General features: G+C 68.6%; 15 protein-coding genes and 1 tRNA gene. 8 read left to right on the forward strand and 8 right to left on the reverse strand.

The window, feature by feature from the left end; translation table 11 throughout:
• Positions 1-35: 35 nt before the first annotated feature.
• The gene (locus FHY04_RS06970; protein ID WP_183935950.1) at positions 36-1553 is read left to right on the forward strand and encodes an oligosaccharide flippase family protein; all 1518 of its coding nucleotides are present in this window, start codon (positions 36-38) and stop codon (positions 1551-1553) included.
• A 33-nt stretch (positions 1554-1586) separates the two neighbouring features.
• Here FHY04_RS06970 and purH read toward each other — a convergent pair whose 3' ends face one another.
• The 4 genes from purH to FHY04_RS06990 all read right to left on the reverse strand — a co-directional run bounded on the left by purH (position 1587) and on the right by FHY04_RS06990 (position 7183).
• Positions 1587-3149: a bifunctional phosphoribosylaminoimidazolecarboxamide formyltransferase/IMP cyclohydrolase gene (gene purH / locus FHY04_RS06975; protein WP_183935951.1), complete on the reverse strand. Its 1563-nt coding sequence runs from the start codon at positions 3147-3149 to the stop codon at positions 1587-1589.
• 292 nt (positions 3150-3441) lie between these two features.
• Positions 3442-5145, reverse strand: coding sequence for a heparinase II/III family protein (locus FHY04_RS06980; RefSeq protein ID WP_183936166.1), 1704 nt, complete (start codon positions 5143-5145; stop codon positions 3442-3444).
• A 29-nt stretch (positions 5146-5174) separates the two neighbouring features.
• Positions 5175-5834 carry a ribulose-phosphate 3-epimerase gene (rpe, locus tag FHY04_RS06985; protein WP_031396295.1) on the reverse strand — a complete coding sequence of 220 codons (660 nt, stop codon included), beginning with the start codon at positions 5832-5834 and terminating at the stop codon, positions 5175-5177.
• A 71-nt stretch (positions 5835-5905) separates the two neighbouring features.
• Positions 5906-7183: an RsmB/NOP family class I SAM-dependent RNA methyltransferase gene (locus FHY04_RS06990; RefSeq protein ID WP_183935952.1), complete on the reverse strand. Its 1278-nt coding sequence runs from the start codon at positions 7181-7183 to the stop codon at positions 5906-5908.
• A 102-nt stretch (positions 7184-7285) separates the two neighbouring features.
• On the opposite strand from FHY04_RS06990, the gene FHY04_RS06995 reads away from it, so the two are divergent.
• Positions 7286-7444, forward strand: a complete 159-nt coding sequence (locus FHY04_RS06995) for a DUF1674 domain-containing protein (protein WP_081874308.1) — start codon at positions 7286-7288, stop codon at positions 7442-7444.
• Between the two features lie 234 nt (positions 7445-7678).
• Positions 7679-9508, forward strand: coding sequence for an AsmA family protein (locus FHY04_RS07000; RefSeq protein ID WP_311723999.1), 1830 nt, complete (start codon positions 7679-7681; stop codon positions 9506-9508).
• Between the two features lie 45 nt (positions 9509-9553).
• Here the strand turns inward: FHY04_RS07000 and FHY04_RS07005 are convergent, their stop codons facing one another.
• Positions 9554-10531, reverse strand: a complete 978-nt coding sequence (locus FHY04_RS07005; protein ID WP_056406605.1) for an NAD(P)H-dependent glycerol-3-phosphate dehydrogenase — start codon at positions 10529-10531, stop codon at positions 9554-9556.
• Positions 10528-11556, reverse strand: coding sequence for a tRNA (adenosine(37)-N6)-threonylcarbamoyltransferase complex transferase subunit TsaD (gene tsaD / locus FHY04_RS07010; RefSeq protein WP_183935954.1), 1029 nt, complete (start codon positions 11554-11556; stop codon positions 10528-10530). The genes FHY04_RS07005 and tsaD overlap by 4 nt, the downstream gene beginning before the upstream one ends.
• Before the next feature lie 75 nt (positions 11557-11631).
• Between tsaD and hemC the strand changes: the two genes are divergently transcribed.
• Both hemC and FHY04_RS07020 read left to right on the forward strand, forming a co-directional pair.
• Positions 11632-12540: a hydroxymethylbilane synthase gene (gene hemC / locus FHY04_RS07015; protein ID WP_031440879.1), complete on the forward strand. Its 909-nt coding sequence runs from the start codon at positions 11632-11634 to the stop codon at positions 12538-12540.
• Positions 12537-14183 carry a uroporphyrinogen-III synthase gene (locus FHY04_RS07020; protein ID WP_183935955.1) on the forward strand — a complete coding sequence of 549 codons (1647 nt, stop codon included), beginning with the start codon at positions 12537-12539 and terminating at the stop codon, positions 14181-14183. The genes hemC and FHY04_RS07020 overlap by 4 nt, the downstream gene beginning before the upstream one ends.
• A 54-nt stretch (positions 14184-14237) precedes the next feature.
• Here the strand turns inward: FHY04_RS07020 and FHY04_RS07025 are convergent, their stop codons facing one another.
• Together FHY04_RS07025 and FHY04_RS07030 are read right to left on the reverse strand one after the other, a co-directional pair.
• Positions 14238-15749: a globin-coupled sensor protein gene (locus FHY04_RS07025; RefSeq protein ID WP_183936167.1), complete on the reverse strand. Its 1512-nt coding sequence runs from the start codon at positions 15747-15749 to the stop codon at positions 14238-14240.
• Between the two features lie 238 nt (positions 15750-15987).
• Positions 15988-16062, reverse strand: a tRNA-Gly gene (locus tag FHY04_RS07030).
• 163 nt (positions 16063-16225) lie between these two features.
• Here FHY04_RS07030 and FHY04_RS22490 point away from each other — a divergent pair.
• Genes FHY04_RS22490 through FHY04_RS07045 form a run of 3 tightly spaced genes read left to right on the forward strand, consistent with a single transcriptional unit; the run spans position 16226 to position 21888 of the window.
• Complete coding sequence (locus FHY04_RS22490) at positions 16226-17023, forward strand: ImuA family protein (RefSeq protein WP_183935956.1); 798 nt, start codon at positions 16226-16228, stop codon at positions 17021-17023.
• Positions 16992-18497 (forward strand): DNA polymerase Y family protein, encoded by a 1506-nt coding sequence (locus tag FHY04_RS07040; protein WP_260171412.1) that lies wholly within the window; start codon positions 16992-16994, stop codon positions 18495-18497. Before FHY04_RS22490 ends, FHY04_RS07040 begins: the two co-directional genes overlap by 32 nt.
• 7 nt (positions 18498-18504) lie before the next feature.
• Positions 18505-21888, forward strand: a complete 3384-nt coding sequence (locus FHY04_RS07045) for an error-prone DNA polymerase (RefSeq protein WP_183935957.1) — start codon at positions 18505-18507, stop codon at positions 21886-21888.
• Positions 21889-21974 lie beyond the last annotated feature (86 nt).

Consider the following 21974-nt stretch of genomic DNA (forward strand, 5'->3'; position numbering starts at 1 on the left):
TTTGCCGTGGCGCGGCGCACCAACGGCGCCCGCCCGTGACCGAATCGACCAAGGACATCGACACGCTCGCCAAGGGCGGTCGGACCAACATTGCGGGCTTCGTCCTCCGCCTCGCCGCGCGCATCCCGTTTCTGTTTATCGCGGGCCGCATCTACGGCCCGGACCTGGTCGGCCGATTCGCGATCGCGGTCGTGGTGGTCGAACTCGCCGCGCTGCTGGCGACGCTCGGCCTCAAGCGCGGTCTTGCGCAGGCGCTGAGCAGCACCGAGCGGCCGCACGCTTATGTCGTGTGGGATGCGATGGCGGTGGCGTTCGTCGCGTCGCTGATCGCGAGCGTGGTGCTCTTCACCTTCCCCGAGATCATGTACCCCAATACGGCGATCACCGGGCTCGACCGGTTTTTGCCGCTGATCATCGTCGCGGTCGCCTGGTCCGACGTCAGCCTGGCCGCACTCGCCTATCGGCTGAACGTCAAGGCCGCGGTCACCGCGCGCGCGGTGGTCGAGCCGTGGACGATCTCGATCGCCGCCTGGGCCTTTTCCTATTTCACGATCCGCGACGGGCTCGTGCTGAGTTACGTCGCGTCGATGACCGCGGCGCTGATCGCCAGCCTCGTGCCGTTCGTGCGCAGCTACGGGCTGCCGCGCGGCTGGTCGCCGCATCTGCGCCCGCTCTACGCGCTCGCCCGCGCCAATGTGCCGCTGGCGGGCGCGGACATCCTCGAATGGGGCAGCCGCAACGTCGACCGCTTCATCCTTGGCGTGATGTTCGAGCCCAAGGTCGTCGGTATCTATTACATGGCGCAACAGGTCGCGAGCCTGCCGCAGAAGCTTAAGACGAGCTTCGACCCGATCCTCGGCCCCGTCATCACGCAGAGCCTGGCGATCAACGACCGCGCGGCGATCGCCAACCAGGTCCGCCAGGTCGCGTTCTGGATCATGGCGGCACAGGGCGGCCTCGCGCTGATGGGCTCGATTCCCGGCGAGGCGGTGATGGGCGTGGTCGGCCCGCAATTCGTCGCTGGCACCGCCGCGCTCGCCTTCCTGCTGACCGCCGAATTCCTCGCCTCGAGCGGCGCGGTCAGCGAATCCGCGCTCGTCTATATCGCGCGGCACCGCAATCTGATGATCTCGGCGGTGATGCTCGCCTTCCAGATCGGCCTCAGCTTCGCGCTGATCTTCGCGATCCGCCGGCTTGGCTATCCGGTCAATTATCAGGCTGCGGGGCCCGCGATCGCGCTCATGATCTCGGTCGCGCTGACCTCGGTGATCAAGTCGCGGCTGCTCGGAAGCCTGCTCGGCGCGAGCGTCTCGCCATGGCGCTGGCCGCTGGTCTGGGCGGCGCTTGCGGCGATCGTCGTGGGCGCGGGCTTTACCGCGCTGCCCAAGCGGCTCGAATGGGTCGAACTCGCGGTCGGCGAACCGGCGATCGCCGCGACCTATCTCTTCATCCTCTGGAAATGGGCGTTCGGGCCCGCCGACCGCGCCCTGTTCGCCAAGACCCCCGAGCCCAGCGAAGCGACGCTGCCGCGGAGCGGATCACCGGTCCGCTGATCCGGCCCCCCGAAGCCGGGGGGCCGCCGGCGATCAATGCCGGAAGTGGCGCATCCCGGTAAACACCATCGCCAGCCCCGCCTCATCCGCCGCCGCGATCACGTCGGCGTCGCGGATCGACCCGCCCGGCTGGATCACCGCGGTCGCGCCTGCCTCGACCGCCGCGAGCAGCCCGTCGGCAAACGGGAAGAACGCGTCGGAGGCAACCGCCGAGCCGATCGTCCGCGGCGTCGCCCAGCCCGCCTTGTCCGCCGCATCCTTGGCCTTCCACGCGGCGATGCGCGCGGATTCGAGGCGATTCATCTGCCCCGCACCGATGCCCGCGGTGCTGCCGTCCTTGGCATAGACGATCGCGTTCGACTTGGTGTGCTTGGCGACGGTCCAGGCGAAGCGGCAGTCGGCGAGTTCCTGCGGCGTGGGCTGGCGCTTCGTCACCACCTGCAATTCGCCGGGCGTGCCGTTGTCGCGCCCCTGGACGAGCCAGCCGCCCGCGATCGACTTGGCGGTGAGTCCGGTGCGCGCTGCATCGGGCAGGTCGCCGGTCAGAAGCAGACGCAGGTTCTTCTTCGCGGCGAACAACGCGATCGCCTCCTCATCGGCGTCGGGTGCGACGACGACTTCGGTGAAGATGCCGGTGATCGCGCGCGCGGTCTCGACATCGAGGCGGCGGTTGACCGCGATGATCCCGCCGAACGCCGACACCGTGTCGCAGGCGAACGCCGCGGCATAGGCCTCCTCGAGCGTCGCGGCGGTCGCGACGCCGCACGGATTGGCATGCTTGACGATGACGACCGAGGGGGCGGCATCGCGGAACTCGGCGACGAGTTCGAGCGCGGCGTCCGCGTCGTTCAAATTGTTGTAGCTCAGCGCCTTGCCCTGCACCTGACGCGCCTGGCCGATGCCGCGGACGCCGTCGGTCGCGGTGTAGAAGGCCGCCGACTGGTGCGGGTTCTCACCATAGCGGAGCGCATCGCCGCGCTTGAGGGTGATCGGCAACGTGGCCGGAAACTGTTCGCCCTGGTCGACCGTGCCGAACCAGGTCGCGATCGCCGAGTCATAGGCCGCGGTGGTCGCGAACGCCTTGGCGGCGAGGCGCTTGCGGTCGTCGAGCGTCGTGCTGCCGCCCGCGACCAGCGCATAGTCCGCGGGATCGGTGACGATCGCGACATAGGCGTGGTTCTTGGCGGCCGAGCGCACCATGCTGGGACCGCCAATGTCGATATTCTCGATCACCGTGTCGCGGGCCGCGCCCTTGGCGACGGTCGCCTCGAACGGGTAGAGATTGACGATCACAAGGTCGATCGCGCCGATCTGGTGCTCCTCCATCGACGCGGCATGCCCCGCATCGTCGCGCACCGCGAGGAGGCCACCGTGCACCATCGGGTGCAGCGTCTTGACGCGGCCATCCATCATCTCGGGAAAGCCGGTCAGCTCCGACACGTCGCGCACCGTCAGCCCTGCCGCACGCAGCGCGGTGGCGGTACCGCCGGTCGACACCAGTTCCACACCGTGGCTCGCAAGCGCGGTGCCGAGATCGACGATCCCGGTCTTGTCGGAGACGGACAGGAGTGCGCGCTTTATCGGGATGCTGGTCATGACAGGTCTTTCGTGATCCGGGTTTCGCCGTGCGGCGGGCCTTAGCGTCGGTTGGAGTTTGGGAACAGGGGGCGTGCGGGAACGCGGCGATCTTCGAAGGTGGCGTCTCGACCAGTCATCGCGAAAGGAAGCACCTCCCCAGCGAAGGCCGGGGTCCAGTTGGAAAGGCCGTCGTAACGACGCGCTGTCCCCTGTCAGCGCCGTCTCGCAACTGGACCCCGGCCTTCGCCGGGGAGGTGGCAGTGTCTGGGAATGAAAAGACCATTGGGTCGTGATCTTGCCGGAGAAAGTGTCAGGCCTTTTTCAGTGCCCAGCTCACGCTGGCGCCGCCGGCCGCGGCCTCGCCGGTGATCATCAGTTGCTGCGTCGCGACCGGGCGGCCGTCCGCGTCGATCCAGACGCTGTCCTCGACCACCAGCGCGCCGCCGCGGCAGCGGAACTGCCAGATCGCGCCGCCCGGCAGGCGGAGGATCGCGCCCAGACCGTCCGCGGTCGGCGACACCTGCGCCCCCGCGCCCAGATGGAAGCGGATCGCGAACAGCGAAAGGCCCAGGCGCCGCTTGCTGCCCTTGGGCAACAGCGCGTCTTCGCCCCGCAATTCGCGGCCATCGCCGGTCAGCATCAGCTGGCGGCGGTGCACAAAGCCCCAGCGCCGGACATAGCCGTCATGGCTCGCCTCGATCCGGCTCGCCGCCTCCGATTCCTGCCGGCTCAGCTCGACTTCGGCGACACCGCGGCCGAGCGTACCGTCGGCGTGGATCGCGGTCGAGTTGCTGTCGGCGATCGTCAGCGTCGAATGCGCGGCGGTCGACCGCAGACCTTCGACCATTGCCGGCGGTAATTGCGCGATCCCTGCCCGTGCGCCGCCGCAATTGACGACAAGCCGCGCCGGGCCATCGGAGAATTCGAACGCGAGCGTCGAAGCGCACCCTCCCTCGACCAGCCGTGCGACGGGTGGCGGCGCGGCGTCGACGATCAGCACCGAGGTTGCCGCCGCCAGCCGCTGATAGCCCCAGTCGCGCGCCTGGCGGAGCGGCCGGGTCCGGACGCCGCTCGCCTCGATCACCGCGGCGACCTGGGTCTCGCTTGCGGGGCCCCCACCCTGCCAGCTCGACAGCCCAAGATCGCCATGCGTCACGCCGAGCAGCGCCGCGACCATCCTGGTGAGCGTCGTCGCGACGGGTTCGGGCAAGGCCAGATTGCGCGCCAGGTAACTGTCCTGAAGCAGCGTCAGAAGCTGGATCGAATCGAGCAGCATCGCCGGGCTGCGCGAGACCGAACCGCCATCGTCGAACAACCCCGTGCCGAGCGCGCGCAGCAGCCCGGCCTCACCGAACGCGCGGCGTGGGTCACCGCCCGGGATCAGCAGCCCGGCGGCGACGACGCCGCACCATGCCGCGATCCGCGGTGCGCCCGCGGGCACCTTGTCCGCGCTTCGATCAAGGTGCAGCGCGCCCCGCGCGAGCGCGTTCAGCACCTTCGAGCGGTAGACCAGATCGGACGACGACAGGATCAGGGGCGCATGCGCGGTCCAGAACAGGATCCGCCTGCCCCAGAGGTCCGGCCGCCACGCGATCCCGCCCGGCGTGTCGGCATAGGCGGTCAGCCACAGCCCCATGAGATATTCAGCGATCGGCGCCCCGCGCGCGCGGGTTGCGACGGTCGACAGGTCGCGCAGCCAGGCGAAGCTGTGGAAATAGTCGGCAAAGGGACCGGGCAGCGGCTTTGCAAGATCGAGCGTCTCGATATCGCGCGCCTCGCCGCGGAACGACAGCAGGCCCTCGAGCAGCATCGTGCCCCGCGGGATGTCGCCGAGCACCGGATCCTCGGGGACGGCGATCAGCTTGAGCGGATAGCGTCCCTTGAGCCGCAAGGCATGGAGCGGCGTACGCCAGGTCAGGCGGTGAAACCGCTCCGCCAGCCGGTCGGCGAGCGACAGCCCGTTGTCGCCGCCGAGCCGGATCAGGCGACGTCCTTCGTCGATACCGTCGAGCATTGGATCGGTCACGGGATCGGGCTGGTCGGTCAATCGCCCCTCAATGCCGCGATGTTGGCGGCATATTGTGCCGGCCCCCCGCGAAACACCGACGTCCCCGCGACCAGCGCGTCCGCACCCGCATCGATGCAGCGCTTCGCCCATTCGGCGTCGACACCGCCATCGACCTCGAGATCGATCATGCGACCGCTCTTCTCGATCATCGTCCGGATCGCGGTGATCTTCTTGAGCTGGCTGGGGATGAAGCTCTGCCCGCCAAACCCGGGATTGACGCTCATCACCAGCACGAGGTCGACCATGTCGAGCAGGTAATCGAGCATCTTCGCCGGCGTACCGGGGCAGATCACGACACCCGCGCGCTTGCCGAGCGACTTGATGTGCTGGAGCGAGCGGTGGATGTGCGGGCTGGCCTCGTAATGCACGGTGATGCAGTCCGCGCCGGCCTCCGCGAACGCATCGAGATACGCATCGACGGGGGCGATCATCAGATGGACGTCGAACGGCTTGGCGGTGACGCCGCGCACCGACTTCATGACCGCGGGGCCGAACGAGATGTTGGGCACGAAATGCCCGTCCATGACGTCGATATGGATCCAGTCGGCGCCAGCCGCATCGATGGCGCGGACCTCCTCACCCAGTTTGGCGAAGTCGGCGGACAGGATCGAGGGAGCAATGCGGACGGGTTGCATGAATGTGTCCTAGCGGGGGATTCACGTGGTGCGAAGGCCTTCAATCCTCCCCCAAAGCGGGGGAGGATTGATCAGGCACGCTTCAGACGGGTGATGAAGAAGCCGTCGCAACCGCCTTGTTCGGCGAGCATGCCCGGCAGCGTACGAACGGTGCCGGTGTCGGTCGGCGTGATCCCGGCGGGGAGCTCGGCCTGGTCGACCGGCACGATCGAATAGTCGCTGCGCGCAGACAGGAACGCGTCGAGCTGCGCCTCGCCTTCCGACGGTTCGAGCGAACAGGTGGCGTAGACGAGCGTGCCGCCGGGCTTCACCCAGTCGGCCGCGCGCGCGAAGATCCGCGCCTGCAGCGCCGCGGTCTCGGCGATGATCGAGGGGCGGACGCGGTGGAGCACGTCGGGGTGGCGGCGGAAGATACCGGTCGCGCTGCACGGCGCGTCGATCAGGATCGCGTCGGCGGGCTGGGCGGGCGCCCATTCGAGGAGGTCGGCGTTCACCACCTCGGCCTTCAGATGCGTCCGGTAGAGATTCTCGCGCAGCCGCTTGATCCGGCTCTGCGAATTGTCGACCGAGGTGACGGTCCAGCCCGCCGAAGCGAGCTGCAGCGTCTTGCCGCCGGGCGCCGCGCACAGATCGAGGACATGGCCCTCCCCCTTGCCCAGCAAGCGCGCGGGCAGCGAGGCGGCGATGTCCTGCACCCACCAGGCGCCGTCGCCAAAGCCCTCCATGTCGGGGACCGAGGCATGATCGCCCAGCCGCAGATGCCCGGGCATGAAGCTCTCGCCGCCAAGCTTCTCGCGCCAGCCTTCGGTTTCGGCCGGGTCGGCGATCGTCAGGTCGAGCGGCGGCGGTGCGGCGATCGCACGGCCCGCATCGTCGACCATCTCCTCGCCCCATGCGGCTTCCCAGCGCAGCTCGACCGGAGCGGGCAGCGTGGGCACCTCGGGCAGCAGCATGTTAGCGCGGAACAGCGTCCCGAACACGCCGTGGACGAGTTTCCGCGGACCGCCATCGACCAGCGGCAGCACGGTCGAGATCGCGGCGTGCGACGGCGTGCCCAGGATCAGCACCTGGACGAGCGCGATCCGCAGCGCCATCCGCGCCTTCGCATCGTCGGGCAGATTGGTCTTGGTGACCGAATCGATCATCGCGTCGAGATCGGGGAGACGGCGCAGCGTCTCGGCGGCGATCGCATGCGCAAGCCCGCGATCGGGCCCATGGATCGCGCGGGTCGCGGCGGGCAGCGCGGATTCGAGCGACTCGCCGCGGCGGAGCACCGCATCGAGCAGGCGCAGCGCGGCGCGGCGGGTGGGGACGCCAAGCGGCTCGGGGGCGTGGGTGTAGTCGGGCATGAGAAGGTCCTTCGCGTTCGGGTGCCGCGCGCTGCATTGGCAAGTCGCACGGCGCGCCCCATGTGGCGGTTACGACGCCAACACGCAATCCGGAGAGCCATGATGGGCCAGCGCCCCGACCATGTGAAGCCACCCGCCTATCTGTCGAAGGATACACCGGTGCCACAGCCCGAGCCGATCGTGCCCGACAAGGATCCCGAACCGCGCGACCCGACGCGCTATGGCGACTGGGAACTCAAGGGCATGGCGATCGACTTCTGATCGCTTCGTCATTCACCCTCCGTCATCCTGACGAAAGTCAGGATCCAGGACCACGAACGGTGACGCTACTGGCTCTGGATCCTGACTTTCGTCAGGATGACGGGATAGAGTGAGGATGACGGGGTAAGGTCCGGTCGACGGGGTAAAATCTGCGGCAGCGGTCCTGACGCACGCGGAACGTATCGCACGGCGGCGCGTCGCGGTAGGATGAGGGGATTCTTCGCAAAACGCTGGGTGAAAATCACCGGCATCGTCGTCGCTGGCGTGCTGGTGCTGGGGTTGATCGTGCTCGCCGCCTTCCCCTGGGGCTCTCTCAAAGGCGTGATCCAGCGGCAGCTTACCGCGCGGTTCGGCCGGCCGGTGACGATCGGCGGGATCGAGCGCGTCGATACGTTCGGGTTCAACCCGACGATCCGCATCACCGACGTCCGTATCCCGCAGGCGGAATGGGCCGGAACGGGCGATTTCGTCCGGCTGCGCGAGGCCGAAGCCACCTTTTCCGGGCTCGCGTTGCTAAAAGGGGCGTTCGGGCCGCGCGACGTGAAAGCGCGCGGACTGCGGCTTGTGCTGGTCCGCGACAGGAACGGCCGCACCAATTGGGAACGCCCGGGCAAGCCGAAGGGCGGCGGGAGCTCCACCGACCTCGACGGACTGACGATCAGCGACAGCGTGATCGCCTATCGCGACGACAAGCAGGACCGGTTCGTCACCGCACGCTTCGCCTCCGATCCGGTGCACGGCATCCGCGCGGCCGGCAACGGCACGATCCGCGGTGCGGCGGTGCGGATCGCCGTGGCGGGGCCTTCGGTCGAGCGGTTCCAGGGCAAGCCCTGGCCGTTCACCGCGTCGATCGACGGCGACGCGCTCTCGATCACAGCGAAGGGCCGGATGGACCACCCGCTCGACACCGACGCGATGGAGCTCGACGTGACCGCACGCGCGACCGACCTCAAGCTGATCGACGCGGTGATCGAGGCGGGGCTGTTCCGCACGCAGCCGGTGTCGTTCTCCGCGCATGTCCGCCACGACCAGCCGAAATGGACCGTCACGCAGCTGAAGGGCGTCGTCGGGCGGTCCGATTTCACCGGGCATGTCAGCGTCGACAAACAGGATGGCCGGAGCAAGGTCGACGGCGCGATCGTGTCGCGACAGTTTGATTTTGGCGATCTGGCGTCGGACGAGGGGAAGGCGAAGGGGGCCGCGCTCGAACGCGCAATCGGCCCGCGGCTCGTGCCCAATACGCGGATCGATATCGGCAAGATCGACACGACCGACGCGCGGATGGCGTTCCGGATCAAGCGGATCGTGAGCGCCAAGGGCGCGTCGCCGATTCTGTCCGCCAGGGGCGTGCTGGCGATCGACCACCAGTTGCTGACGCTCAGCGACCTCGACGCGCGATTGCCGCATGGCCGGGTCGAGGGGAAGCTGACGGTCGACCAGCGCGGCGACCGCAAGGTGCCGATGGTCGATATCAACCTGCGGCTGCGCGGCAGCAGCGTGCAGGATCTCGCGGGCGGCGGCGGCGAGTTCAGCGGCAATGTCAGCGCGCGCGCACGACTGAGGGGGCCCGGCAAGACGATCCGCGCGGCGGTCGGCAATGCGAACGGCACGATCGGGTTCGTCGCGCGTGACGGGCAATTGCCGCAGGGAATCGCGGCGGCTTTGGGGTTCGATGCGGCGCGCGCGCTGCTGGCGAAGGATGGCGCGCGCGCGGGGCTGCGCTGCGTCGTGCTGAAACTCGACGTGACGCGCGGCCATGGTCGGATCGATCCAATGATCGTCGACACGACCGCCAGTCTGATGCGCGGTCAGGGGAGCGTGGTGTTTCCCGGCGAGACACTGAACATCCGGCTGACCGGCACGCCGAAACAGCATGCGCTGCTGCGCGTGCCGGGCTCGGCCTATATGACCGGCACGATCGAGCGGCCGGCGGTGACGATCCCGCCCGAGGTGAAGTCGGTCGGCAACATCTTCAAGGCGATCGGCCGCGCGATCACGGGGAAACAGGGCCCGACCGCAAGAGATGCGGATTGCTCGGGGCTCGCGGCGCGCGTGCTGCGCTAGACTGATCCTCCCCCGCCAGGGGGAGGATGAAGCAATCGCCTCCTGTCAGCCCGCCTCGTCCTTGAGCGGCCGCGCGAGCAGGTCGCCGATCACGTCGCGGACCGGGGCGCCTTCGAGTAGGCGGCACACCGCCTCGGTGATCGGCATGTCGACGCCCGCGTCACGCGCGGCCTCGCGCAGCACGGGGGCGGTGAATGCGCCTTCCGCGACCGTGCGGCGATCAGCCAGCAACGCGGCGGCGGCCTCGCCGCGCCCCAGCCCGACGCCAAGCGAGAAATTGCGCGAGCTCGTCGACGAGCAGGTGAGCACGAGATCGCCAAGCCCGGACAGCCCGGCCAGCGTCTCCGCACGGGCGCCGCGCGCAAGCCCGAACCGCGTCATCTCGGCAAAACCGCGCGCGATCAGCGCCGCACGCGCATTCTGGCCGAGCCCGGCGCCCTCGACCACGCCGCAGCCGATCGCGAGCACGTTCTTCACCGCCCCGCCAATCTCCGCGCCCGCGACGTCGGTCGACGCATAGGTCCGGAAATGCCGCGCCGCGAGCCGGGTCGCGAGCGCTTCGCCAAGCGCCTCGTCCTCGCAGGCGAGCGTCACCGCGGTCGGCAGCCCCGCCGCCACCTCATGCGCGAAGGTCGGCCCCGACAGCACCGCGATCGGCGCGTCGGGATGCACCGCACGCGCGACCTCGCCGACCAGCCGCTTGCTCCCCGCCTCGATCCCCTTGGCGCACAGCACCAGCGGGATGCCGCCAACCGGCGCGGCGGCGAGCACGCTGCCGACATGCTGCGCCGGCGCGACGACGAGGATCGCGTCCATGTCCGCCAGCGCGCCGAGATCGCCGGTCGCGCGGATCGTCGGCGACAGCGCGACGCCGGCGAGAAACAGCGCGTTCGCATGAGTCGCGTTGATCGAGTCGACGACGGCCGGCTCGCGCGCCCACAGGATCACGTCGCGACCTTCATGCGCGGCGACCTGTGCCAGCGCGGTGCCCCAGGCGCCGCCACCAATGACGCCGATCCTCATGCCTTCACCCCTGCGCCGCGCACCGCCTCGGCATCCGGATCGAGCGGCCAGCGCGGGCGGGCCGCGGTATCGAGCGGATCGGTGAGCCCGGCCGCGAACCGCTCCGCCCCGGCCCAGGCGATCATCGCCGCATTGTCCGTGCACAGCCAGAGCGGCGGCGCGACGAACCGCAGGCCGCGGGTCGCGGCAAGCGTCTGCAGCGCGCCGCGGACCGCGCCGTTCGCCGCGACCCCACCCGCGACGACCAGCGCGGTGGGCGTCACCGTCAGACCGTTCAGCGCTCTGGTCGTGCGGTCGATCAGGCAATCGACCACCGCGGCCTGGAACGACGCGGCGATATCCTCCGGCGCATAGTCCCCGACGACCCGCGCGACCGCACTTTTGAGACCGGCGAAGGAGAAATGTGGTTCGGCCGAACCCTTGAGCGGGCGCGGCAGCGGCACGGCCTTTGGATTGCCCAGCGCGGCGGCACGCTCGACCGCGGGGCCACCGGGAAAGCCGAGGCCGAGAATCTTGGCGGTCTTGTCAAACGCCTCGCCGGCCGCATCATCGATCGTCGTCGCGAGCCGTCGATACGCGCCGACCCCTTCGACCAGCAGCAACTGGCAATGCCCGCCGGACACCAGCAGCAGGAGATAGGGGAAAGCGAGATCGGGATCGGACAGCCGCGGCGACAGCGCATGGCCTTCCAGATGGTTGACTGCGATCAACGGCTTGCCCGCGGCATGCGCGAGCGCCTTGCCGGTGACGAGCCCGACCATGACCCCGCCGATCAGCCCCGGCCCGGCCGTCGCCGCGATCGCATCGACATCGGCCAGCTTGAGCCCCGCATCGGCCAGCGCCGCGACGATCAGCGGCTCTAGCGCCTCGACATGCGCGCGTGCCGCGATCTCCGGCACGACCCCGCCGAACGGCGCATGCGCCGCCTCCTGCCCGAGCAACCGGTGCGCCAGCACCTGCCGATCGGCGGTGACGAGCGCGGCGGCGGTTTCGTCGCAGGAGGATTCGATACCCAGAATGATCATCCCATATCCCTATCGCGCCGAACAAGGCTTGTCCTCACGCTTGTCGAACGCGCCGCGTTTCTGCATGCAGGCGTCATGACTAGTTTTCGGCTCGGCACACGCGGCTCGCCCCTCGCCCTCGCGCAGGCAGGCATGGTGCGCGACGCTTTGTGCGCCGCGCATGGCTGGTCCCCGGATCGGATCGAGACGGTCGTGATCCGCACCACGGGCGACCGTGTGCAGGATCGCGCGCTCGCCGAGATCGGCGGCAAGGCGCTGTGGACGAAGGAACTCGATCGCGCGCTGCACGACGGCGAGATCGACTGCGCCGTGCATTCTATGAAGGATGTCGAGACGATCCGCCCGCAGACCCTGCAGATCGCCGCGATGCTGCCGCGCGCGGACGTGCGCGACCGGCTGATCGGCGCGGAAACGCTTGCCGACCTCCGCCAGGGCGCCGTCGTCGGCACCAGCTCGCCACGGCGACGCGCGCAGATGCTGCGATCGCGCCCCGATCTCGACATCGTGCTGATCCGCGGCAACGTCGATACGCGGCTCGCGCGGGTCGCGGCCGGCGACATGGATGCGACGCTGCTTGCCGCCGCCGGGCTCGATCGTCTCGGGCGGACGGCGATCGGTCATGCCATCCCGACCGACATCATGCTGCCCGCACCCGCCCAGGGTGCGGTCGGGATCGAGACGCTGGTCGGCAAGCCGGCACAGGCGATCGTCGCGGCGATCGATCACGCCGATACCAGCCTGTGCGTCCGGACCGAACGCGCGTTGCTCGCGCGGTTGGGGGCGGATTGCCATTCGCCGGTGGCAGCCCTTGCCTCGCTCGCCGGCGAGACGCTGACGCTGCGCGGCGAACTGATCGCCGAGGACGGGTCGTGCGACGTCGCCGGCGCGATCGAAGGCGGGATCGACGAAGATCTTGGTACCGCACTTGCGCTCGACCTGCTGACCCGCGCCCCCGCCAGCGTCCGGCGCCTGTTCGCCGCATGACCCGCGTCGTCGTGCTGCGCCCGGAGCCGGGCAACGCCGACACATGCGCCAAGCTTCGCGGACTGGGGCTCGAGCCCCTGGCGATGCCCGTGTTCACGGTCGTCCCCGTCGCCTGGACGCCGCCGGACTTCGGCGGGTTCGATGCCGTTCTGCTGACCAGCGCAAACGCGGTTCGCCATGGCGCCCTGCCCGACACACTCAAGGCGCTGCCGGTGATTGCGGTCGGCGACGCCACGGCCGCCGCCGCCCGGCGCGCCGGCTTCAATGTCGCGGTGACCGGCACCAGCAACGTCGATGCCGCGATCGACGCGGCGCGGGCATCCGGGTTCGACCGCCTGTTCCACCCGGCGGGTCGCGACCGCAGGCCGACCGGCCCGGACGTCGTCGCGTGCACTGTCTATGCGAGTGAGGCGCTGCGGATCGGCGATATCATGTTGCCTCGGCACGAAGACCTGCTCGTACTGATCCATTCACCCCGCGCCGCGCATGCGTTTGCCGAGCATGTCGCACAGGCCGGCATCGACCGGTCGCGCGTCACGATCGCTGCGATCAGCCGCACCGCGGCCGACGCGGCGGGCAGCGGCTGGGCCGCGGTGGTGGTGGCGGAGACTCCCACCGACGATGCGCTTGTCACGATCGCCGCAAAGCGCGCGATTGACCCTGACGCGCGTCGCGGGGATAAGCGCGTCATGAGCGACCACGTGCCGATCGAGCGTCCCCGGGCACGCGGCCCCCGCCTGGGTGTTATCATCATAGTGATCGGACTGGCTTTTATCGCCGGATCGGTAGCGATGGGCTATGCGCTGAAAACGATGCCATGGTTTGGTCAGCGCACCGGTCTGACGGCCGCTGGATCGACCACGGCCGCGGCGGCATCGGGCAATCCCGATTTCACCCCCGCGCAACCGCTCAACGCCAATGGCGAACAGCCGCGGGTCGACACCGCAATGCTGGCGACGCGCGAGGCGACGCTGGCGGGCCAGCTCACCGCGCTCGAGGCCCGGACCGCGGCCGTGTCGAGCGACGCGATGGCAGCCGGGGGGCAGGCAACCCGCGCGGAAGGCCTGATGGTCGCGTTCGCTGCGCGTCGGGCGATCGATCGTGGGGTCGGACTGGGCTATATCGAGGAGCAGCTGCGGCTGCGCTTCGGGCGCGCCCAGCCGCGCGCCACGGCCGCGGTGATCCAGGCCGCGCACCAGCCGGTCACCATCGAGGATCTGCGCCAGGGGCTCGATACGATCGCGCCGCAGATCACCAGCACCAACGGGACGACCAATGACAGCTGGCTGCAGACCGTGCGGCGCGAATTCAGCAACCTGATCGTGCTGCGCGAGGAGAGCATGGCCTCGCCCATGCCGGCAGACCGCCTTGCACGGGCGCGTCGTCTGCTCGAGGCCGGCCAGGTCGAGGCGGCCCGCGCCGAGGTCGAGCGCCTGCCCGGCGCGACGCAGGCGAGCAACTGGATGGACGCCGCCCGCCGCTACATCGTCGCGCGCAAGGCGCTGGATATACTGGAGAATACGGCGCTGATGGGTCAGGCGGGTCAGCCCCAGCCCAGCCCGATCGTGGTCACCACCCCGGTGCTGCCACCGGTCGCGACATCGACGCAGACCGAGGCGCCGGTCGCCGTACCCGCCCCCTGAGACACCCCGCTATCGCGACCGGCCGAAGCCTGTTGCGATAGGCGCTTTCGGGCGTCAGAAGGAGTTCCAGTCGTCCTCGTGGCGAACCATCGCCGGGATTGCGGCTGGCGGCAGCGGCTTGACCGGCGACGTATAGCTTTCGGGCTGGCCATAATCCTGTTTCGGAGATGCGACCGGCGGTCTGCCAGCGCGGGAGTCGCCGGTGCGGAACCGTCGGGCCTGGTCGGCCAGCGTGCCCACCTCGGCGGCTAGGTTGCGCGCCGCCGCCGACGTTTCCTCCACCATCGCGGCATTTTGCTGCGTCGTCTGGTCCATCGTCCCGATCGTCGCGGAAATCTCGGTGATCGCGACCGACTGGGCCTGATTGTCCCGCGCCATGGTGGCGAGCAGGGCGTGAACCTGCGCCACGTCGTCCGATATCGCCGCGAGCGCGCCATCGACCTTCGTCACCGCATCGACCGCGGTGACGATGTCGGTCTGCGTCACCGTCAGCTGATCGCGCGCGCGCTTGGCCTCTTCCTCCGCACGCATCGCGAGCGCGGATACCAGATCGGCCACGACCGCGAATCCGCGACCCGCATCGCCGGCCCTTCCCGCCTCGACCGCGGCGTTCATCGCCAGGACGCGCGTCTGGAAGGCGATCTTGTCCAGCCCCTCGATCACGCTGTCGATGCCCTTGGCGCTGTCCGATACGCGGCCCATCGCCTGTACCGCCAGATCCGCCACCGTACGACCGCCCCCGACCGTCGCGATCGCCTGATCGGCACGTTCGACCGTCTGGCCGGCCGCGGTCACGGAGGCGCGAAGCCGGCCATCCATCTGAGTCACCGACGCGGCAGTCTCCTCTAGAGAAGCGGCATTGCTCTCGGTCCGGCGGGCAAGATCCTCCGACGCCTGCGCGATCTCGTTGGATCCGGTGCGGATCGCGGTGGCGCTTTCGGACACCGCGCCGATCAGGGTGCGCAACTGGTTAAGCGCGTCGTTATAGCTGTCCTCGAGCGGCGCGAAGCTGGCCGGGAGCCCCGTCAGCGTCGTCGACAGATCCCCGGCGGCGAGCGCGTTCAGCGCCTTGCCCATGGTCGTGATCGCCGCGTTGCGTTCGACCTGGGCTTCCTCGAAATACACCGACAGCGACAATTCCATGTCGAGCAGCGCCGCCTTGACGATCGCGATGCTGGCATCGGTCGCGCTCGGCGGGCGGAGCCCCTTCACCAGCCGCCGCCAGGGGCTGTAGTGGCGGCCGATCCCCTCAAGCAGATTTTCGAGAACGAGCGCATAGGCGCCGACATACCATCGCGGCTCGAGCCCGATCCGCGCGTGAACGGTCCCGATCCGCCGTACGCTGTCATAGAAGCTCGCGTCGAACTGGCCTCGCGCGATGTTCATCCAGTGCTTGGCCTGAGCCGACTTGGCCGAAGTCATGTGGCCGGCATCGCGGAAGAAGGGCGAGGTTTCGGGTTGATTGCGGACCCGGTCGTAGAATTTGTCGAGCGCGCCGCCGATCAGGGATTCGATCAAAGGCCGGACGGCGGCGACGGTCGCCTGCTGATCGGCTTCCATTTCCATGAATGCGAGACGCGACGAAACTTGGTCAACGGACACGGACGGCTCCGAATATAGCGGTAGATGACCAATTTATAGCAACGCGGCGCCGCTATCGGTCAGGTCCGCCTCAACAAATCGTCATCGTCGAGCATACATAGATCAAGCATGCCGTACGTATGGCGTGATGCCATCTGGGAGTTTACCGTGGAGGTTTGGAATCACCCGATCGGCGAAAGCCGCTGCCGTTCAAGGCAGCGACTGGAGCGGGCGAAGGGATTCGAACCCTCGACCCCAACCTTGGCAAGGTTGTGCTCTACCCCTGAGCTACGCCCGCTCTGGCGCCTGTGCCGCCGGTCTGTAACGACACGGTGGCGGGGTGAGGCGCGCTATTAGCCCGGGGTTTCGGATCCGGCAAGCGCCTTCTTTGCAAAATTTGCAGCGACCATCGCGAAGAATGTCCTTGGCGACTCCCCCAATAGAACATTACAAGAACAATTGTGAACGACTCGACCGCCCTGATCGCCCGCCTCAAGCGGATCGCGACGACCGGCCTGCCATCGCAGCGCGATGGCCGGGCGGTCGAGGCCTGGATGACCGAGGGCATGGCCAAGGCGCAGCTGCACGAGATCTTCGCGTCAGTCGACGATTCGGCAAGCGCCGCGGGTTTCGCGGTCGCGACAACTCTGGCCGCGCGAGCGGTGCCGTTATTGTGGCTGCGCACCGAGGCGAGCGAACGCCAGGGCGGGCGACTCCACGCAAACGGTCTGGTGGAAATGGGTCTCGACGTCTCGTCGCTGGTCCTCGCGCTGGTCGATGACGAGGCCAGCCTGTTGCGCACCGCCGCGGATGCCGCACGATGCCAGGGGCTGGGAACGCTGGTCATCGAATCCTGGGGTCGGGCGGCGAGCATCGATCTGACGGCGACGCGTCGGCTGATGCTGGCCGCCGAAACCTCGGGCGTGACCATACTCAGCCTCAGGATCGATGCGGCCCCCGTGCCCAGCGCCGCTGCGACGCGCTGGCAGGTGACATCGTGCCGGTCGCAACCGCTGGACGCGGACGCCCCGGGCAAGCCGGCCTTCGATATCGAATTGCTGCGTCGACGCGGAGGCCAGGCCGGCCTGCGCTGGCGCGTGGAGTGGAATCGTGACGCGTATGACTTCGAACAAGCCCTCCCCCAACCCGACATTGAAACCGGCATCGATACCGTGCCGCTATCTGGCGCTGGTATTCCCATGGTTGCCGATCGAGCGGCTGCGGACGATGCGCCCCCATCTGTTCGTCGGACGGGCTGAGGCACCGATCGCGTTCGTCGAGACGGTTGCGGGCGGGGTACGGCTCAAGTCGCTCGACCGCGAAGCGCTTCGCGCCGGGCTCGAACCCGGGTTGACGCTTGCCGATGCACGGGCGCGCGTGCCTGGACTGGAAACCTATCAGCATGATCCGCATGCCGATCACGAATGGCTCGAGCGGCTGGCGGACGGATGTCAGCGCTATACCCCGTCGGTCGCGCTCGATGCCCCGGACGGGTTGATCCTCGACATCGCGGGCTGTGTCCATGAATTCGAGGGTGAGCGCCGGCTTGCCGCCGATCTCGAGGAACGGCTGGCCCGCCGCGGCCTGCTGGTGCGACATGCCTTTGGCGACACGCCGGATACCGCGCGGGCGCTCGCGCGGTTCGCCGGGGCGCCTGCCCCCGACGAACGCCGCGCGGTGAAGCGCCTGCCGGTCGCAGCACTCGGCCTCGATGACGATGCGACGACCGCCTTGTCGCGCGCCGGGTTGAAGACGGTGGGCGACGTGATGGCACGCCCGCTCAGCGTGATCGCGGCGCGATTCGGCGAAGACGCCGCGATGATGATCCGCAGGCTCGACGGATCGGTGAAAGGGCCGATCGTGCCGCGGCAGACGGTTGCGAGGATTGGCGTCGAACGCCGCTTTGCCGAGCCGATCGCGCGCACCGACTATGCGCTCGAGATCCTGTCCGAGCTTGCGACCGAGGCCGGGATCCAGCTCGCCGAACGCCATGAGGGTGGCAGGCGCTGGGAGGCGCGGCTGTTTCGCGCCGATGGGCTTGTCCAGCGGTTGCGGATCGAGACGGGTCAGCCGACCCGCGACGTCGCCGTGCTGATGCGGCTGTTCCGCGAGCGGATCGACAGTCTCGCCGATCCGCTGGACCCCGGCTTCGGCTATGACCTGATCCGCCTCGACATCGCGCTCGCCGAACGGCTGGATGCGACGCAACTGAAACTGGAGGGCGGGCACAAGGGAGACGGTCAGGACCGGGACGGCCAGAACCGGAACGTGGCGCAACTCGTCGACCAGCTCGGCACGCGGCTCGGTCGGGCACGGGTAAGGCGGTTCGCGGCGCGCGACAGCCATATTCCCGAACAGGCCGAACTGATGCTGTCGGCGGCGGACGTCGCCGCGGTCAGTGCGCGCCCGGCGCCGTGGACCGCGCCCGAATCGGGCGAACCGCCGCTGCGCCCGATCTATCTGTTCGATCCCCCGCACCCGATCGAATCGATGATGGCCGAGGTCCCGGACGGTCCGCCGCACCGGTTCCGCTGGCGCCGCACCGTCCACGACGTCGCGCACAGCGAAGGCCCCGAACGGATCGCAGGCGAATGGTGGCGGCGTCAGGACATTCCGACGCGCGATTACTACCGCGTCGAGGATCGCCGCGGCCGCCGCTTCTGGATCTTCCGGCACGGCCTGTATTCGGAGGTCGAGACCCCGCGCTGGTATCTCCACGGCGTCTTCGCATGACCGCGCCATGACCGCCTTTGCCGATTCCGCCTTTGCCGAACTCGTTGCGGCGACCAATTTCTCGTTCCTCGACGGCGCGAGCGATGCCGGAACCATGGTCGGTCGCGCGGTCGAGCTGGGCCTTGGCGGCATCGGCATCGCCGACCGCAACACCGTCGCCGGCGTGGTCCGCGCGCACCAGGCGCTGAAGAAGGCCAAAGACGGACTGCTGGGGATGATGCTGCCGCCGATCGACTTCAGGCTGATCGTCGGGGCGCGGCTGGTGTTCGAGGACGGGACCCCCGACATCGTCGCCTATCCCTCGACCCGGCGTGGCTGGGGGCGCCTAACCCGTTTGCTGACGGTCGGCAACCGACGCGCCGAGAAAGGGGGCTGCATCCTCGGGCTCGGCGACCTGATCGCGCATCATGCCGACATGATGCTGGTGGTGATGCCCGAGAGCAGCGCACGAGGCGCAACGGCCGTATCGCCGCTGCCCGACGGTGACATGCTGCCCGAACGCCGCGACCGCGACCTGTCGAGCGTCCTCCACGCGGTGAAGCGGCTGGGGGCGGACTGTGTCTGGCTCGGCGTGACGATGCCGCGCGGCGGACGCGATCGGCGGCGGCTGGCACGGCTGGCGCGGCTCGCCGACGCCGCGGGCATACCCGTGCTCGCGACCACCGACGCGCTTTATGCCTATCCCGACGACCGCGACCTGCACGACATCGTCACCTGCATCCGCGAGGGCACCAGCATCCACAAGGCCGGTCGCCTGCTCGCCGCCAATGGCGAACGCCATCTGAAGGACACAGACGAGATGGCGCGGCTGTTCCGCGATCGTCCCGATGCGGTGGGGCAAAGCGCCCGCCTGATGGCGCGGATCGCGTTCTCGCTCGACGACCTGCGCTACGAATATCCGCACGAGCCTGTTCCGCCGGGATGGGAGGCGCAGGACTGGCTGGAGCATCTCGTCTGGCAGACCGCGCTCGAACGCTATGACGACCGCGTACCCGACAGGATGCTGGCGCTGCTCCACGAGGAGTTCACGCTGATCCGCGAGAAGAACTACGCCTATTACTTCCTGACCGTCTCCGACATCGTCCGATTTGCGCGCAGCTGCGACCCGCCGATCCTGTGTCAGGGGCGCGGCTCGGCGGCCAATTCGGTGGTCTGCTATCTGCTCGGCGTCACCTCGGTCGATCCGATGAAATACGACCTGCTCTTCTCGCGCTTCGTCTCCAGCGAACGCGACGAGCCCCCCGATATCGACGTCGATTTCGAGCATGAGCGGCGCGAGGAGGTGATGCAGTATATCTATCGCCGCTATGGCCGCGACCGCGCGGCGATCGCTGCGACGGTGATCCATTATCGCCCCAAGAGCACGGTGCGCGAGGTCGGCAAGGCACTGGGCCTGACCGAAGACGTGACTCAGAAACTGACGAGCACGGTCTGGGGCAGTTTTTCGAGCCGGTTCGACGAACGCCGCTTCACCGAAACCGGGTTCGATCCCGACAATCCCGAGATCGCGCGGCTTCGCGAGATGGTCGACCGGCTGCTCGAATTTCCGCGGCATCTGTCGCAGCATGTCGGCGGGTTCGTGCTGACGCAGGGGCGGCTCGACGAAATGGTGCCGATCCATAACGGCGCGATGGCGGACCGCACCTTCATCGAATGGGACAAGGACGATATCGACGCGCTGGGGCTGATGAAGGTCGATATCCTCGCGCTCGGCATGCTGACCTGCATCCGCAAGAGTTTCGACCTGATGCGCGAGCATGGCCACGGCGATCACCTGCTCGACACGATTGCCGTCGCCGAGGACGACCGTGTCTATGACATGCTGTGCAGGGGCGACAGCATCGGCGTGTTCCAGGTCGAAAGCCGCGCGCAGATCAACATGTTGCCGCGGCTGCGTCCGCGCAAACTCTATGATCTGGTCGTACAGGTCGCGATCGTCCGCCCTGGACCGATCGAGGGCGACATGGTCCATCCCTATCTCCGCCGCCGCAGCGGCAAGGAGAAGGTCGACTTCCCCTCGCCCCACCCGCGTTTCGGCCCGCCCGACGAACTGCAGCAGCTGCTCCGCTTCACCTATGGCGTGCCGCTGTTCCAGGAACAGGCGATGAAGCTGGCGATCGTCGCGGCCGGGTTCACGCCGGGCGAAGCGAACCAGTTGCGCAAGTCGATGGCGACGTTCCGCAAGGTCGGCGGCATGGATAACTTCCAGGCCAAGCTGATCGGCGGCATGGTCCGTCGTGGCTATGAGGCGGAGTTCGCCGAACGCTGTTTCAAACAGATTGAGGGGTTCGGATCCTACGGCTTTCCCGAAAGCCATGCGCTGTCGTTCGCGCGGCTGGTCTATGTCTCGTCGTGGATCAAATGCTTTCACCCCGCGGTGTTCACCTGCGCGCTGCTCAATTCGCAGCCCATGGGGTTCTACGCCCCGGCACAGCTGGTGCGCGACGCGGTCGAACACGGGGTGACCGTGCTGCCCGTCGACGTGAACGCGAGCCTGTGGGACAATGGCCTCGAAGCCGGCACCACGGCCGGGCAGGAGGCGTTGCGCCTCGGCTTTCGGCAGGTCGACGGGTTCCGCGCGGAATGGGCGCACAATCTTGTCGCGGCGCGCACGCTCGCGCGCTTTACCGGGATCGAGGACCTTGCCCGCCGCGCCGACCTGCCGCAGCGCGCGATGAACCTGCTCGCCGATGCGGATGCGTTCCGCTCGCTCGCCAAGGACCGTCGCGAGGCGCTGTGGGACGTTCGCCGCACCCCGCCCAGGCAGCTCGCGCTGTTCGCCGCCGCCGATGTGCCCGAGCTGGGCGTCGAACCCGATGCGCAGCTTCCCGCGATGCCCCTGTCCGAACAGGTCGCCGCGGATTACCAGACGACCGGCCTGTCGCTGAAGGCGCATCCGATGGCGTTCCTGCGCGATCGCTTCGCCGCCGAGGGGATCCTGTCGAGCGCGCAGGCCTGTGCCACCCGGGATGGCCGGCGCGCCAGGGTCGCGGGCATCGTCCTCGTCCGCCAGCGCCCGGGCAAGGGCAATGCGATCTTCGTGACGATCGAGGACGAGACCGGCGTCACCAACGGGCTGATCTGGGCGCGCGATTTCGAGGCGAATCGCCGCGCGGTGATGGCCTCGCGGCTGATGGTTCTCGAAGGGGTGATCCAGCGCAGCGAGGAGGGCGTCACGCATCTGATCGCATCGCGCGTCCAGGATCGCAGCGCGATGCTCCGGTTCCTGTCCGAGGACCATGCACTCGACGCGCCATTTTGCCGCGCAGACGAAGTGATCCGATCCGTCCCGACACGCAGTCCGGATTCACGGACGTCGCTGTCGCAACCCTCGCGCGCGCAGCATCCCCGGGACGTGCGTGTCCTGCCCAAGTCGCGCGACTTCCATTGAGAGTGTCGGTAAGATGGTGGCAATCACCGCGCCGCCGCCCCAGATAGCGCAGAGTTCAATACGGGAGTGTATGTTGGCCACGCTTG

Source organism: Sphingomonas sp. BK481 (genome assembly GCF_014194875.1).
Lineage (GTDB): Bacteria > Pseudomonadota > Alphaproteobacteria > Sphingomonadales > Sphingomonadaceae > Sphingomonas > Sphingomonas aerolata.

What these genes read in the sequence shown, in the direction of transcription:
- purH (WP_183935951.1), bottom strand. Translation starts at nt 3,149, where the DNA reads ATGACCAGCATCCCGATAAAGCGCGCACTCCTGTCCGTCTCCGACAAG.
- FHY04_RS06980 (WP_183936166.1), bottom strand. Translation starts at nt 5,145, where the DNA reads ATGCTCGACGGTATCGACGAAGGACGTCGCCTGATCCGGCTCGGCGGC.
- rpe (WP_031396295.1), bottom strand. Translation starts at nt 5,834, where the DNA reads ATGCAACCCGTCCGCATTGCTCCCTCGATCCTGTCCGCCGACTTCGCC.
- FHY04_RS06990 (WP_183935952.1), bottom strand. Translation starts at nt 7,183, where the DNA reads ATGCCCGACTACACCCACGCCCCCGAGCCGCTTGGCGTCCCCACCCGC.
- FHY04_RS06995 (WP_081874308.1), top strand. Translation starts at nt 7,286, where the DNA reads ATGGGCCAGCGCCCCGACCATGTGAAGCCACCCGCCTATCTGTCGAAG.
- FHY04_RS07005 (WP_056406605.1), bottom strand. Translation starts at nt 10,531, where the DNA reads ATGAGGATCGGCGTCATTGGTGGCGGCGCCTGGGGCACCGCGCTGGCA.
- tsaD (WP_183935954.1), bottom strand. Translation starts at nt 11,556, where the DNA reads ATGATCATTCTGGGTATCGAATCCTCCTGCGACGAAACCGCCGCCGCG.
- hemC (WP_031440879.1), top strand. Translation starts at nt 11,632, where the DNA reads ATGACTAGTTTTCGGCTCGGCACACGCGGCTCGCCCCTCGCCCTCGCG.
- FHY04_RS07020 (WP_183935955.1), top strand. Translation starts at nt 12,537, where the DNA reads ATGACCCGCGTCGTCGTGCTGCGCCCGGAGCCGGGCAACGCCGACACA.
- FHY04_RS07025 (WP_183936167.1), bottom strand. Translation starts at nt 15,749, where the DNA reads ATGGAAATGGAAGCCGATCAGCAGGCGACCGTCGCCGCCGTCCGGCCT.
- FHY04_RS07040 (WP_260171412.1), top strand. Translation starts at nt 16,992, where the DNA reads ATGCGCCCCCATCTGTTCGTCGGACGGGCTGAGGCACCGATCGCGTTC.
- FHY04_RS07045 (WP_183935957.1), top strand. Translation starts at nt 18,505, where the DNA reads ATGACCGCCTTTGCCGATTCCGCCTTTGCCGAACTCGTTGCGGCGACC.